Source organism: Knoellia sp. 3-2P3 (assembly GCF_029223115.1).
Taxonomy (GTDB): domain Bacteria; phylum Actinomycetota; class Actinomycetes; order Actinomycetales; family Dermatophilaceae; genus Pedococcus_A.
This window is the reverse complement of record NZ_JARGZE010000006.1, coordinates 180,580-193,523: the sequence shown is the minus strand read 5'-3', so window position 1 is coordinate 193,523 and position 12,944 is coordinate 180,580. Positions and strand designations below refer to the sequence as shown.

Annotated in this window: 11 protein-coding genes and 1 tRNA gene; 8 read left to right on the top strand and 4 right to left on the bottom strand. The window is 72.0% G+C overall.

Annotated elements, in window-relative coordinates; all coding sequences use genetic code 11:
* Window positions 1-146 precede the first annotated feature (146 nt).
* Window positions 147-947 (bottom strand): ABC transporter permease subunit, encoded by an 801-nt coding sequence (locus P0Y31_RS17265; RefSeq protein ID WP_275871650.1) that lies wholly within the window; start codon window positions 945-947, stop codon window positions 147-149.
* A complete protein-coding gene (locus tag P0Y31_RS17260) occupies window positions 944-1,954 on the bottom strand; it encodes an ABC transporter ATP-binding protein (RefSeq protein WP_275871648.1) in 1,011 nt (336 codons plus the stop codon). The genes P0Y31_RS17265 and P0Y31_RS17260 overlap by 4 nt, the downstream gene beginning before the upstream one ends.
* Window positions 1,955-2,245: 291 nt before the next feature.
* On the opposite strand from P0Y31_RS17260, the gene P0Y31_RS17255 reads away from it, so the two are divergent.
* Complete coding sequence (locus tag P0Y31_RS17255; protein ID WP_275871646.1) at window positions 2,246-3,586, top strand: hemolysin family protein; 1,341 nt, start codon at window positions 2,246-2,248, stop codon at window positions 3,584-3,586.
* The gene (locus P0Y31_RS17250) at window positions 3,583-4,614 is read left to right on the top strand and encodes a hemolysin family protein (protein ID WP_275871645.1); all 1,032 of its coding nucleotides are present in this window, start codon (window positions 3,583-3,585) and stop codon (window positions 4,612-4,614) included. The genes P0Y31_RS17255 and P0Y31_RS17250 overlap by 4 nt, the downstream gene beginning before the upstream one ends.
* Window positions 4,615-4,620: 6 nt before the next feature.
* Here P0Y31_RS17250 and P0Y31_RS17245 read toward each other — a convergent pair whose 3' ends face one another.
* Window positions 4,621-5,589: a hypothetical protein gene (locus tag P0Y31_RS17245; RefSeq protein ID WP_275871643.1), complete on the bottom strand. Its 969-nt coding sequence runs from the start codon at window positions 5,587-5,589 to the stop codon at window positions 4,621-4,623.
* 146 nt (window positions 5,590-5,735) lie between these two features.
* Window positions 5,736-5,807, bottom strand: a tRNA-Arg gene (locus P0Y31_RS17240).
* A 56-nt stretch (window positions 5,808-5,863) separates the two neighbouring features.
* On the opposite strand from P0Y31_RS17240, the gene P0Y31_RS17235 reads away from it, so the two are divergent.
* The 6 genes from P0Y31_RS17235 to thrB all read left to right on the top strand — a co-directional run bounded on the left by P0Y31_RS17235 (window position 5,864) and on the right by thrB (window position 12,935).
* Entirely contained in the window at window positions 5,864-6,274 is a 411-nt protein-coding gene (locus P0Y31_RS17235; RefSeq protein ID WP_275871641.1) for a response regulator, read from the top strand.
* 10 nt (window positions 6,275-6,284) lie between these two features.
* The gene (argS, locus tag P0Y31_RS17230) at window positions 6,285-7,931 is read left to right on the top strand and encodes an arginine--tRNA ligase (protein ID WP_275871639.1); all 1,647 of its coding nucleotides are present in this window, start codon (window positions 6,285-6,287) and stop codon (window positions 7,929-7,931) included.
* 50 nt (window positions 7,932-7,981) lie between these two features.
* Window positions 7,982-9,412 carry a diaminopimelate decarboxylase gene (lysA, locus tag P0Y31_RS17225; RefSeq protein WP_275871637.1) on the top strand — a complete coding sequence of 477 codons (1,431 nt, stop codon included), beginning with the start codon at window positions 7,982-7,984 and terminating at the stop codon, window positions 9,410-9,412.
* Between the two features lie 111 nt (window positions 9,413-9,523).
* A complete protein-coding gene (locus P0Y31_RS17220; protein WP_275871635.1) occupies window positions 9,524-10,864 on the top strand; it encodes a homoserine dehydrogenase in 1,341 nt (446 codons plus the stop codon).
* The gene (gene thrC, locus P0Y31_RS17215; RefSeq protein WP_275871631.1) at window positions 10,864-11,961 is read left to right on the top strand and encodes a threonine synthase; all 1,098 of its coding nucleotides are present in this window, start codon (window positions 10,864-10,866) and stop codon (window positions 11,959-11,961) included. Before P0Y31_RS17220 ends, thrC begins: the two co-directional genes overlap by 1 nt.
* On the top strand, window positions 11,961-12,935 hold the full coding sequence (thrB, locus tag P0Y31_RS17210) for a homoserine kinase (protein WP_275871629.1): 975 nt from the start codon (window positions 11,961-11,963) through the stop codon (window positions 12,933-12,935). The genes thrC and thrB overlap by 1 nt, the downstream gene beginning before the upstream one ends.
* Window positions 12,936-12,944 lie beyond the last annotated feature (9 nt).

The following is a 12,944-nucleotide window of genomic DNA, read 5'->3' as shown; positions in this document are numbered from 1 at the left end:
GCCCCAGCGGCCCGGCACCTGTCTGTAGGGGGTCCCCAGTGCGCGACGACACGCTGGAAAACGGTCCTTCGACGGTCCGGCAGGGGCCGTTTTCCAGCGTGTCGACGAGGTGGAGGCGCGCCCCTTTGGGCCCTGGCCGGACGTCCCTAGCTGATGTCGGCCCGCACGGTCCGCCAGCTGCCCACGCCGGCCAGCACCGCGGCATACAGCGCCAGCACCAGGGCGCCGCCCCACCACTCCAGGCGCACCTCGTTCTCGGAGGTCACCGCGTTGATCATGGCGTTGGTGGCCGAGCTGGGCAGGAACTTGGCGATGTTCTCCGCGCCCCAGTCCCAGAAGGTCAGCGCGAACCCGAGCAGTGGCTCGACGATCCAGGCCACGCCGACCGCGATGAGCAGGGCCGCCACCTGGTTGGGGATGAGGATTCCGGCGCCCAGGCCGATGAGCCCCCACAGGCCGAGCACGAGCAGGCTCAGCGCCAGGGTGCGCACGATCTCGGTGCTCGGGAACGGGTCGAACCCGCGCGCGTTGAGCACGATCGCGCCGGTGATGACCGACCCGGCGAGCGAGATCAGGCCGTAGAGCGCGCCGAGCCCGAGGAGGGCGATCACCTTGGCGAGCATGACCTTGGCGCGCTTCGGGACGCCCAGGAACGTGGCGGTGATGGTCTTGTGCCGGTACTCGCTGCCGATCTGGAGCACGCCGATGGTCAGGGTCAGCAGGTAGCCGACGCCGAGGCCGCCGGTGTAGACCGAGCCCACGATCTGCTCGTCGGTGCCCGTGGGTATGCCGCCCGGTCCGGCGCCGCCGGTGGCCTCCTCGCCGGTGAGCAGGAAGCCGAAGAGCAGCGCGAAGAGGATGCCCGACACGAAGATCGCGATGGCCATGCCCCACCACAGGCGGGTGGTGAAGAACTTGCGGAACTCGGCCCTGATGGCGGCGCTCATCCGTTGGCCCCTTCCTGCGCGGCGATCGCGTCTCGCTCGCTCGGCGCAGGCTGGCCGAGGTTGCGGTTGGTGTTCTCGGTGAGCGCGAAGAACAGCTGCTCGAGGTCGTTCTGTATGCCGTGGAGCTCGTAGACCGGCAGCCCCGCCCTGAGGGCGACGTCACCGATGAGCCGCAGGTCGCCGGTGTCGGCGACCAGGGCGCCCGTGCCGTCCTCGGTGCTGGTGACGTCGGCGACCCGCAGGGCCCCGGCCAGCGCGGCGGCGTCGGAGGTGCGCACCAGCGCGCGCGGCTCGCCGTGCAGCTCGGTCATCGCGCCCTGGCTGACGAGCTTGCCGTTGGTGATGATGACGACGTCGTCGACCGTCTGCTCCACCTCCTGGAGCATGTGGCTCGAGATGAGGATCGTCTTCCCCTGGGCGGCGAGGTGACGCAGGAAGCCGCGCAGCCAGCGGATGCCCTCGGGGTCGAGGCCGTTGGCCGGCTCGTCGAGGATCAGCACCTGCGGGTCGCCGAGCATGGCGGCGGCCAGGCCGAGGCGCTGCCGCATGCCCATCGAGTAGCCGCCGGCGCGCTTGCGGGCGGCCGCCGGGATGCCGACCAGCTCGAGCATCTCGTCGACGCGCGCGGCGCTGACGCCGGCGGTGTCGGCCAGCACCATGAGGTGGTCGCGTCCGGTGCGGCCGGGGTGGAAGTTGGTCGCCTCGAGCGCGGAACCGACCATGCGCATCGGCTCCTCGATGTCGTGGTAGCGGCGGCCGCCGATGGTCGCGGTGCCCGCGGTCGGCTTGATGAGGCCGAGCAGCATGCGCAGTGTCGTCGTCTTGCCGGCGCCGTTGGGCCCGAGGAAGCCCGTGATGCGGCCGGGCTCGACCGAGAACGACAGGTTGTCGACGGCCGTGAAGTCGCCGAAGCGCTTGGTCAGGTCGTGCACCTCGATGCGCGCGCCCCGCTGGCTCGCCGGCGTCGGCGTGGCTGGTGTGGACGGGCTGGTCCTGGCGGTCTTCATGCTGCCCCCGGCTGAAGTCTCATGAGCCACATCCTCCCAACCGACCCCACGTCAGGGTCAACGGGGTTTGTCCCGCCACCCCCCGCCACCCCCCGGCCACCCCCCCGGCGCGTCGCCGGCGGCAGGCGGCCACGCGGCATACCCACCCGCCCTGGCCCCGTCGACACGCTGGGAAACGGTCCTTCCAATCTCGGCGAAGGGCGGTTTCCCAGCGTGTCGACGGCGAGGGTCGGGGCCCGGACGCGCATCGGCGGCGGCCGCCACGCCTGCCGCCCCTAGGATGGCCGCACTATGACCGAGTGGTTACTCGTCCTTGCCGGCGTCGCACTGACCGTCGGCACCGCGATCTTCGTCGCGGCGGAGTTCTCCCTCGTGGCGCTGGACCGCCCCACCGTGCAGAGGGCCGTCGACGCCGGTGACCGCCGGGCCCCCTCGGTGCTGGCCTCGCTGCGCAACCTGTCCACGCAGCTGTCGGCCTGCCAGGTGGGCATCACGCTGACCACTCTGGTGCTGGGCTTCATCGCCAACCCCTCGATCGGCGCCCTGCTGCAGGGGCCGCTGACGGCCCTCGGGCTCGAGGGCTCGGCGGTCGACTCGGTGGCGGCCGTGCTCGCCATGGTGATCGCGACGCTCTTCTCGATGATCGTCGGCGAGATGGTGCCCAAGGTGCTCGGCATCTCGGTGCCGCTGGCCACCGCCCGGGTGGTGGCGATGCCCGTGCGCGTCTTCACGACCGCGGCCAAGCCCCTGATCTCGGTGCTGAACGGCTCGGCGAACTGGTTCCTGCGGCGCATCGGCATCGAGCCGCAGGAGGAGCTCTCGGCGGCCCGCAGCCCGCAGGAGCTGGCCTCGCTGGTGCGCACCTCGGCCGCGGCCGGCACCCTCGACGTCGGCACGGCCCGGCTGGTGACCCGCTCGCTCGGGTTCGGCGAGCAGACGGCGGCCGACGTCATGAGCCCCCGCGCCCGGGCCACCGCCATCGAGCGGACCGCGACCGCCGAGGACGTGCTGGTCCTCGCCCGTCGCACCGGGCACTCCCGCTTCCCCGTGGTGGGGGAGGACTGGGACGACATCGACGGCATCGTGCACGTCAAGCGCGCGATCGCCGTGCCGCACGACCGCCGGGCCGACGTGCCGGTCTCGGCGCTCATGGTGCCCCCGCTGCTGGTGCCCGAGACGATCCGGCTCGACCCGCTGCTGCTCCTGCTGCGCGAGTCCGGCCTGCAGCTGGCCATCGTGGTCGACGAGTACGGCGGGACCGCCGGCGTGGTCACCCTCGAGGACGTCGTCGAGGAGATCGTCGGCGAGGTGAGCGACGAGCACGACCGCTTCCGCACCACCGGCCGCGAGATGACCGACGGCTCCTGGACGGTGCCCGGCCTGTGGCGCCCCGACGAGGTGCTCGAGAGGCTCGGCGCCCCGGTGCCCGAGGGGCCGGCATACGAGACCACGGGCGGCTGGGTGATGGCCGAGCTCGGGCGGGTGCCTGTCGTGGGCGACACCGTCTCGATGCCCGGCTGGGAGGTCAGCGTCGTCGCGATGGACGGGATGCGGGTCGACCGGCTGCGGTTCACGCCGGTGGGCGAGCCCGGCGCCGCGGCCGACGGGGCGTCCGAGGGTGGCACCCGATGAACGCGGCCGTCTGGGTCACCATCCTGCTCCTGCTGGTCAACGCCTTCTTCGTCGGCGCCGAGTTCGCGGCGATGGCCGCCCGGCGCTCGCAGCTCGAGCCGCTGGCCGAGCAGGGCAGCCGGCGCGCCCAGATCTGCATCGACGCCATGGAGCGCATGGGCGTGCTGCTGGCGTGCGCCCAGCTCGGCATCACGGTGTGCTCGGTGCTGCTCGGCGCCATCTCCGAGGCCGCGCTGCACCACGCGCTCGAGCCGGTGATGGAACGGATCGGGGTGCCGCCCGCCTTCACCGACGGCGTCTCGCTCGCGCTGGCCCTGCTGGTCGTCGTCTACCTGCACGTGGTCATCGGCGAGATGATCCCCAAGAACATCGCCATCGCCGGGCCCGAGCGGTCGGCGATGCTGCTGGTGCCCGTGCTGCTCTACGTCACCAAGGTGCTCGGGCCGGTCATCTGGGTCATGGACCGCGCCTCCAAGGCGATCGTGCGGCTGATGCGGGTCGAGCCCAAGGACGAGGTGACCTCGGCCTTCACCGCCGAGGAGGTGCACCACATCGTCACCGAGTCGCGCCGCGAGGGCCTCATCGAGGCGGAGCAGCACGGGCTCGTCGGCGCGGCGCTGGAGTTCAGCGACAAGGACGCCATCGACGTGGCGGTGCCCCTCGACTCGCTGGTCACCCTGCCGCTGACCGCCACGCCCGACGACGTCGAGCGCCTGGTCGCCAAGAAGGGCTTCTCGCGCTACCCCATGGTCGACGCCTCGGGGGGCCTCACCGGTTACCTGCACCTCAAGGACGTGCTGTATGCCGACGAGGTCGAGCGCCACCTGCCCGTGCCGGTGAAGCGGGTGCGCAAGCTCGCGACGGTGCGGCCCGCCGACGAGGTCGAGGAGGTGCTGGCCACCATGCAGCTGACCGGTGCGCACCTGGCCCGGGTCGTCGACGACGAGGGTCGCGACCTCGGGGTCGTCTTCCTCGAGGACGTGCTCGAGGAGCTCGTGGGCGAGGTCACCGACGCCTCCCAGCGCTGACCCGCCTCACCGCCGCCCCCGGCATACCGTCGACACGCTGGGAAACGGTCCCTCGATGGACTGCGAAGGGCGAAATGCCAGCGTGTCGACGCCGAGGAAGTGGGCGAACCTGCTCAGCATCGCGTGTCGCCGACCGGCGTTGAAGAAGTCCTTCTTCGTCACCTCGATGTACTTGTGGTCGGAGTCCTCGGCCAGCAGCCGTCGGGAGATGTCGTCATCGCCTCGGTCGAAGCTGCCGAAGTGGTCGGCTCCCTGGTACTCACCGATGACCCTCTGCTCGCGCCAGTAGAAGTCGGCCCAGCAGAGGAACCCGCCGTCAGGGTGCACCACCTTGGCGTTGAGCTCCGGCTCGGGCAGCCCGGCCCGCACGAACAACAGGCGGGTGCGCGTCTCCATCGGGGAGGCCGACCCGAGGCGGATCCAGCGAAGTGCCTCCCGCAGTCGAACCCCGCCGCGGGGGCGCACCCGGGTGGCCAGGGCGGCGCGCAGGGGCTCGACGGAGCTCAGCCGCCTCGCCACCTGGTCACCGAGCACCACGAGGTCGTCGTGCCCGAGAAGCGGGCCGAGGTCGCACCAGGTGTCGGCCATGCCCACGACGGGCAGACCCTTGACGGTCTCGGTCTTCCTCGCCTCGAGGCCGCGGTGGGGGATGCACTCGGCGCGGAGGGTGCGGTGCCTCCCGGTCTTGCGCATGACGTGCACGGGTGCGAGGTGCTCGCGGACCGAGGGCAGGGGCAGGCCGTGGAGCGCCGCCGAGGTGCAGTGCGAGAAGGCGACGTCGTCGCCGGGCAGAACCAGTTGCGCCGCACGAGCCAGGGTGACGACGTCCTCTGGCGCGGCTGCGGTGCGCACTCCGTGGAACGGCCGGCTCAGGTCGCTGCCGCGCAGCCGCTTGGTGCCCACCTCGAGCCCGAGGGCCTCGGACGTGGTGAACGCGCGAGAGGTGAGCTGGTCGGGGAGCGGCACACGCGGCATACCGCCAGCCTGTCCGCGAGGAGCGAAGCGACTGCGCGGTCATCCACAGGTGGACGACGACGCGCTGGGAAATCGCCGTTGGGGGCGCGGCGAAGGGCCGTTTCCCAGCGTGTCGACGGCGCCACTAGGGCGCGTGGCACGGAAAGTGCCCCCGGCAGGATTCGAACCTGCGCTCCCGCCTCCGGAGGGCGGTGCTCTATCCCCTGAGCTACGGGGGCCAACACGAGCGCAGCAACCTGCGCCCGGAGGACATTAGCAGCCTAGGGTGGGAAACATGGAACGCGGAGGGGGCCTGGTGCTCGTGTGTGATGACACCGAGCCCATTCGGCGGTTGATCCGGGTGAACCTCGAGCTCGACGGCTACACCGTGGAGGAGGTCTGCGACGGCGAACAGCTGCTGACCCGCCTGTGGGACGACGGCGCCGAGCTGCCGGGCGTGGTCATCCTCGACGCGCAGATGGAGCCGCGCGACGGGTGGTGGGCGATCAGCCAGATCCGCGCCGACCACAGGTTCGACCACGTGCCGGTGCTCATGGTCACGGCGTCGGTGCAGCAGCACGACCGGGTGCAGGCCACGGCCGCCGGGCTCGACGCGTTCATCCCCAAACCGTTCGACCCCGACTACCTCGTCGAGCTCGTCGACGGCTTCATGGCCGAGGGCAGGCAGCACGCGCCCGCGCCCTAGACTTGCCCGGGTGACCCCAGAAGAACTCTCGCTCGCCATCCGCACCGTCCTGGTCGACGCCGTCGACGCCGGTGACTTCTCCGCCGCCGTGCCGGCCGAGGTGCGGGTGGAGCGACCGAAGAGCCGCGAGCACGGGGACTGGTCGACCAACATCGCGCTCCAGCTGGCCAAGAGCGCCGGTATGCCGCCGCGCGAGCTCGCGACCACGGTCGCCGAGCGCCTCGGGCAGGTGGCGGGCGTCAAGGCCGTCGACGTGGCGGGCCCCGGGTTCCTCAACATCACCCTCGACGCGGCCTCGGCCGGCGAGCTGGCCCGCGCCATCGTCGAGGCGGGGGCGACCTACGGCCGCAACGAGGCCGCCAAGGGCGAGGTCATCAACCTCGAGTTCATCTCGGCCAACCCGACCGGCCCGCTGCACCTCGGGCACACCCGCTGGGCCGCACTCGGCGACGCCATGCACCGGCTGCTCAAGGCCTCCGGCGCAGACATCGCCGCCGAGTACTACATCAACGACGCCGGCGCGCAGATGGACAACTTCGGCCGCAGCGTCCTGGCCCGGGCCAAGGGCGAGCCGACCCCGGAGGGCGGCTACCCGGGCGCCTACATCGACGACCTGGCCAAGGCCGCGCTCGAGCAGCGCCCCGACCTGGTGACGCTGCCCGAGGACGAGGCGCTGCCGCTGGCCCGCGAGCTCGCCTACGAGGCCCAGCTCGCCGACATCAAGGCCACGCTCGCGGACTTCGGCGTCGGCTTCGACGTCTGGTTCTCGGAGAAGAAGCTCCACCAGGAGGGCGCCGTCGAGCAGGCCGTCGACCGGCTCCGCGAGCAGGGCCACGTCTTCGACCTCGACGGCGCGGTCTGGCTGCGCACCACCGACTTCGGCGACGACAAGGACCGGGTGCTGATCCGCGCCAACGGCGAGCCCACCTACTTCGCCGCCGACGCCGCCTACTACCTGAGCAAGAAGGACCGCGGCTTCGACCAGAAGATCTACCTGCTCGGAGCCGACCACCACGGCTACATCAACCGGCTCAAGGCCATCGCGGCCTGCGCCGGCGACGACAAAGAGCACAACATCGAGGTCCGCATCGGGCAGCTGGTCGACCTCAACGGCGCCAAGCTCTCCAAGCGCGCGGGCAACATCATCGAGCTGCGCGACCTCATCAGCTGGATCGGCACCGACGCCATCCGCTACTCCCTGGCCCGCTACCCGGCCGACAGCCCGCTGTCGATGGAGGGCGAGGAGCTGCGCAAGCAGACCAACGAGAACCCGGTCTTCTACGTGCAGTACGCCCACGCCCGCACCTCCAACGTGCACCGCCTGGCGGAGGAGGACGGCGTGCGCCGCGAGGACGGGTTCGACCCCTCGCTGCTCACCGACCCCACCGAGGCGGCGCTGCTGGCGGTCCTCGGCGACTTCCCGCGCGTCGTGGCCCAGGCGGCGAAGCTGCGCGAGCCGCACCGCGTCGCGCGCTACCTCGAGGACCTCGCCGGCCGCTTCCACAAGTGGTACGACACCTGCCGGGTGCGCCCGATGAACCGCGACGAGGAGGTCACCGACCTGCACCGCACGCGGCTGTGGCTCAACGACGCCACCCGTCAGGTGCTCGCGAACGGCCTTGACCTGCTTGGGGTCTCGGCGCCCGAGCGGATGTAGCGACAGGCCCCAGCCAGCCCGGCACACCGACCCAGACCTGAGGAGCCGAGATGCGCGCGCACGAGGCAGGCGCCCTCCACGCCGAGGGCTACGGAGGGCCGCCGCACTGGCTGCCCTGGCCCACCGACGTCATGGAGCTGCTCCCGCAGCTCTGGCCCCAGACCGTCCGGCGCGACGGCACGGGACGCCTCGAGGTCGGCGGCGTCGACGTGGTGACGCTCGCGCAGCAGTACGGCACCGCGGCATACGTCGTCGACGAGGAGGACTTCCGCGCCCGGGCGCGGGCCTTCCGCGACGGGTTCGCGGGCCCGTTCGAGCCGCTGTGCGGCGGCGTAGACGTCTACTACGCGGGCAAGGCGTTCCTCTGCACGGCCGTCGCCCGCTGGGTGGCGGAGGAGGGGCTCTGCCTCGACGTCGCCTCCGGCGGCGAGCTCGCGGTCGCCCAGCGCGCCGGCTTCCCCGCCGAGCGGATCGGCATGCACGGCAACAACAAGAGCCTCGCCGAGATCCAGCAGGCGCTGGAGTACGGCGTGGGCCGGATCATCGTCGACTCCTTCGAGGAGATCGACCGGATCGCCGCTGTCGCAACGGAGCTCGGCGTGCGGGCCCCCGTGATGATCCGCGTCACCGTCGGCGTCGAGGCGCACACCCACGAGTTCATCGCCACTGCCCACGAGGACCAGAAGTTCGGGTTCTCCCTCGCGGGCGGCCGCGCGGCCGAGGCGATCGAGCGCATCATCGAGCGCGCCGACGTGCTCGACCTGCTCGGCCTGCACTCGCACATCGGCAGCCAGATCTTCGACACCTCCGGCTTCGAGGTCTCCGCGCGCCGGCTCATCGCCCTGCACGCGCAGGTGGCGCGGGAGCACGGCCTGCACATGCCCGAGATGGACCTCGGCGGCGGCTACGGCATCGCCTACACCTCCGAGCACACCCCGCTGACGGCCCAGGAGCTCGGCGAGCAGATGGCCGACCTCGTGGGCCGCGAGTTCAAGGCATTGGGGGAGGAGGTGTCGGTGCCGCGCATCTCCATCGAGCCGGGCCGCGCGATCGTCGGGCCGAGCACCTTCACGCTCTACGAGGTCGGCACCGTCAAGGACGTCGACCTCGGCCACGGCGCCAAGCGCACCTACGTCTCGGTCGACGGCGGGATGAGCGACAACATCCGCACCGCGCTCTACGACGCCGACTACTCCTGCACCCTGGCGAGCCGCCGCTCCGAGGCCGGGCCGCGGCTGTCGCGCGTGGTGGGCAAGCACTGCGAGAGCGGCGACATCGTCGTGATGGACGAGTACCTGCCCGACGACATCACCTCCGGCGACCTCATCGCCGTCCCGGGCACCGGTGCCTACTGCCGCAGCCTGTCGAGCCAGTACAACCACGTGCCGCGGCCGCCCGTCATCGCCGTGCGCGGAGGGGAGGCGCGGGTGATCGTGCGCCGGGAGACGGTGGACGACCTCCTCGCGCTGGACGTCCCGTAAGGAGAATCCACGTCCGCACGGTCCGGATGCCGGAACAATGAGCGTCCACGTAGTGGTCACCGGCACGATGGCAGGGTCCTACGAAGCCCTACCGGGCACAAGGAGCAGATGGTGAGCGAAGTCGGCAGCAAGCAGGCGGGGGAGCCCCTCAAGGTGGCCCTGCTCGGGTGCGGCGTGGTCGGGTCCTCGGTGGCCCGCATGCTCACCGAGCACGCCGACGACCTCACCGCCCGCGTCGGCCGCCCCCTCGAGCTCGTCGGCATCGCCGTGCGCCGCGCCGGCCGCGACCGCTCGGACCTGCCGGTCGACCCGACGCTGTTCACCACCGACGCCGACTCCCTGGTCACCAAGGCCGACATCGTCATCGAGGTGATCGGCGGCATCGAGCCCGCCGGCAGCCTGATCCTCAAGGCGATGGAGCACGGCGCGTCCGTCGTGAGCGCCAACAAGGCGCTGCTCGCCGAGGACGGCCCTAACCTGTATGCCGCGGCCGACCGCTGCGGCGTCGACCTCTACTACGAGGCCGCGGTCGCCGGGGCGATCCCGATCCTGCGGCCGATCCGCGAGTCGCTGGCCGGTGACGAGGTGCGCAAGGTGCTCGGCATCGTCAACGGCACCACCAACTACGTGCTCGACAAAATGGACACCACCGGGCAGGGCTTTGCCGAGGCCGTCGAGCAGGCGCAGGCGCTCGGCTACGCCGAGGCCGACCCCACCGCCGACGTCGAGGGCTTCGACGCCGCCGCCAAGGCCGCCATCCTCGCCAGCCTCGCCTTCCACACCCGCGTCTCGAGCCAGGACGTCCACCGCGAGGGCATCACCGAGGTGAGCGCCGCCGACGTGCAGGCCGCCAAGGAGATGGACTGCGTGGTCAAGCTGCTCGCCATCTGCGAGCGCACCCGCGACGAGGAGGGCCGCGACCTCGGCATCAGCGTGCGGGTCTACCCTGCGATGATCCCGCGCAGCCACCCGCTCGGCTCGGTCCGTGACGCCTACAACGCCGTCTTCGTCGAGGCCGCCGCGGCCGGCGAGCTCATGTTCTACGGCAAGGGCGCCGGGGGCGACCCCACGGCCAGCGCGGTGCTCGGCGACGTGGTGGCCGTGGCCCGGCACCGGGTCGGCGGCGCCAAGGGGCCGGGGGAGTCGGCCTACGCCGACCTGCCGGTGCTGCCCATCGGGTCGGCCCTGACCCGCTACCACATCAGCCTCGACGTGGCCGACCGCCCGGGCGTGCTCGCCCAGGTGGCGCTGGCCTTCGCCGAGCACGGCGTCTCGATCGAGACGGTGCGCCAGCAGGTGTTCACCGACGACGAGACCGGCAAGGCCCGCGCCAACCTCATCGTCGTCACCCACACCGCGCCCGACTCGGCGCTGTCGGCCACCGTCGACGCGCTCGCGAGCCTGCCGGCCGTCGACGAGGTCACCTCGGTGATGCGGGTGGAGGGCTCCTGATGGCCCACCTGTGGCGAGGCGTGATCCGCGAGTACGCCGAGCGGCTGCCGATGCTCGAGGGTGCGCCCGTCGTGACCCTCCAGGAGGGCGGCACCCCGCTCATCCCGGCCGAGCACCTCTCCGAGCTCACCGGCGCGAAGGTCTTCGTGAAGTACGAGGGGCTCAACCCGACCGGCTCGTTCAAGGACCGCGGCATGACGACCGCGATCTCGATGGCCGCCAAGCACGGCGCCAAGGCCGTCATCTGCGCCTCCACCGGCAACACCTCGGCGTCCGCGGCGGCCTACGCCACCAAGGCCGGCATGGCCTGCGGCGTGCTCGTGCCCGAGGGCAAGATCGCCATGGGCAAGCTCAGCCAGGCGATCGCCCACGGGGCCACGCTGCTGCAGGTCGACGGCAACTTCGACGACTGCCTCACCCTGGCCCGCAAGCTCGCCGAGGCCTACCCGGTCGAGCTCGTCAACTCGGTGAACCCCGCGCGCATCGAGGGCCAGAAGACGGCCTCCTTCGAGGTCGTCGACGCGCTCGGCGACGCCCCGGACATCCACTGCCTCCCGGTCGGCAACGCCGGCAACATCACGGCCTACTGGCGGGGCTACCGCGAGTATGCCGCGGGGCACGGGATCGAGGGCGTGCCCGACGGGGTGGCGTCCCGGCTCCCGCAGATGTGGGGGTTCCAGGCCGCGGGCGCCGCGCCCATCGTGCTCGGCCACCCCGTCGACCACCCCGAGACCATCGCGACCGCCATCCGGATCGGCAACCCGGCCTCGTGGAAGCAGGCGGAGCAGGCCCGTGACGAGTCCGGCGGGCGCATCGAGGCCGTCACCGACGAGCAGATCCTGGCCGCCCACCGGCTGCTCTCCTCCCGCGAGGGCATCTTCGTCGAGCCCGCCTCGGCCGCCAGCGTGGCGGGGCTGCTCATGGCCCACGACGCCGGGCAGGTGCCGGCGGGGGCGACCGTCGTCTGCACCGTGACCGGCCACGGCCTGAAGGACCCGCAGTGGGCGCTCAAGGGCGCCGACGGCTCGGACGTCACGCCGACGCGGGTCCCCGTCGACGCCTACTCTGCAGCGCAGGCGCTCGGGCTGGACGGCTGATGGCCGAGCGCGCGGCGCACCGGCTGGCACCCGGCACCTCGGTGCACGTGCGCGTCCCCGCCAGCAGCGCGAACCTCGGACCGGGGTTCGACTCCATCGGGCTCGCGCTCGGCCTGTGGGACGAGTGCACCGCCACCGTCACCGACGAGCCGGGCCTGGTCATCGAGGTCGAGGGCCAGGGCGAAGGCGAGGTGCCCCTCGACGAGCGGCACCTGGTCTATCGGTCGATGCTCACCGCCTGGGACCACCTCGACCCCGCCGACGCCGTGGAGGTGCCGCCCGGCCTGCACCTGCGCTGTCGCAACGCCGTGCCGCACGGCCGCGGCCTGGGTTCGTCGGCCACCGCCATCGTCACGGGCATCGCTGCGGCACAAGGCCTCTGCCACTTCTCGCGGGGCGACGAGCGATCGTTCGACCTGGCCTTCACCAACGACATCGCCAGCATGGTGGAGGGTCACCCCGACAACGCCTCGGCCAGCGTCTACGGCGGCATGACGCTGTCGTGGAGCGACGACCCGGGGGAGTCGTCGAAGGCCGCCACCACCACCGTCAGGGTGCCGCTGCACCCCGACGTCGTGCCGGTCGTCTTCGTCCCCTCCGAGACGCTCTCGACGGCCCGGGCCCGCTCGGTGCTGCCGTCGCACGTCCGGCTGGCCGACGCGGCATACAACTCGGCACGCGCAGCGCTGCTCGTGCACGCCATGCGGCACGAGCCCGGGCACCTGCTGTCGGCGACCCAGGAGCGCCTGCACCAGGAGGCGCGTCGGCCGTCGTACCCCCACTCGATGGAGCTCGTCGACCGGCTGCGCCGCGAGGGGCACGCCGCCGTCATCTCCGGTGCCGGGCCGTCGGTGCTGGTGCTCGCGACCGCGGCCACCGCCGAGGCGGTGCTGGACCACGCGGCCCAGCCCTGGCAGGCCCTGGCCCCCGGCGTGCCCGAGGAGGGCGTCATCGTCCGTCAGGTCACACCCTGAGCGACGTTC

Coding starts and splice junctions, on each gene's coding strand:
- P0Y31_RS17265 (WP_275871650.1), bottom strand. CDS start 947: ATGAGCGCCGCCATCAGGGCCGAGTTCCGCAAGTTCTTCACCACCCGC.
- P0Y31_RS17260 (WP_275871648.1), bottom strand. CDS start 1,954: ATGAAGACCGCCAGGACCAGCCCGTCCACACCAGCCACGCCGACGCCG.
- P0Y31_RS17255 (WP_275871646.1), top strand. CDS start 2,246: ATGACCGAGTGGTTACTCGTCCTTGCCGGCGTCGCACTGACCGTCGGC.
- P0Y31_RS17250 (WP_275871645.1), top strand. CDS start 3,583: ATGAACGCGGCCGTCTGGGTCACCATCCTGCTCCTGCTGGTCAACGCC.
- P0Y31_RS17245 (WP_275871643.1), bottom strand. CDS start 5,589: ATGCCGCGTGTGCCGCTCCCCGACCAGCTCACCTCTCGCGCGTTCACC.
- P0Y31_RS17235 (WP_275871641.1), top strand. CDS start 5,864: ATGGAACGCGGAGGGGGCCTGGTGCTCGTGTGTGATGACACCGAGCCC.
- lysA (WP_275871637.1), top strand. CDS start 7,982: ATGCGCGCGCACGAGGCAGGCGCCCTCCACGCCGAGGGCTACGGAGGG.
- thrC (WP_275871631.1), top strand. CDS start 10,864: ATGGCCCACCTGTGGCGAGGCGTGATCCGCGAGTACGCCGAGCGGCTG.
- thrB (WP_275871629.1), top strand. CDS start 11,961: ATGGCCGAGCGCGCGGCGCACCGGCTGGCACCCGGCACCTCGGTGCAC.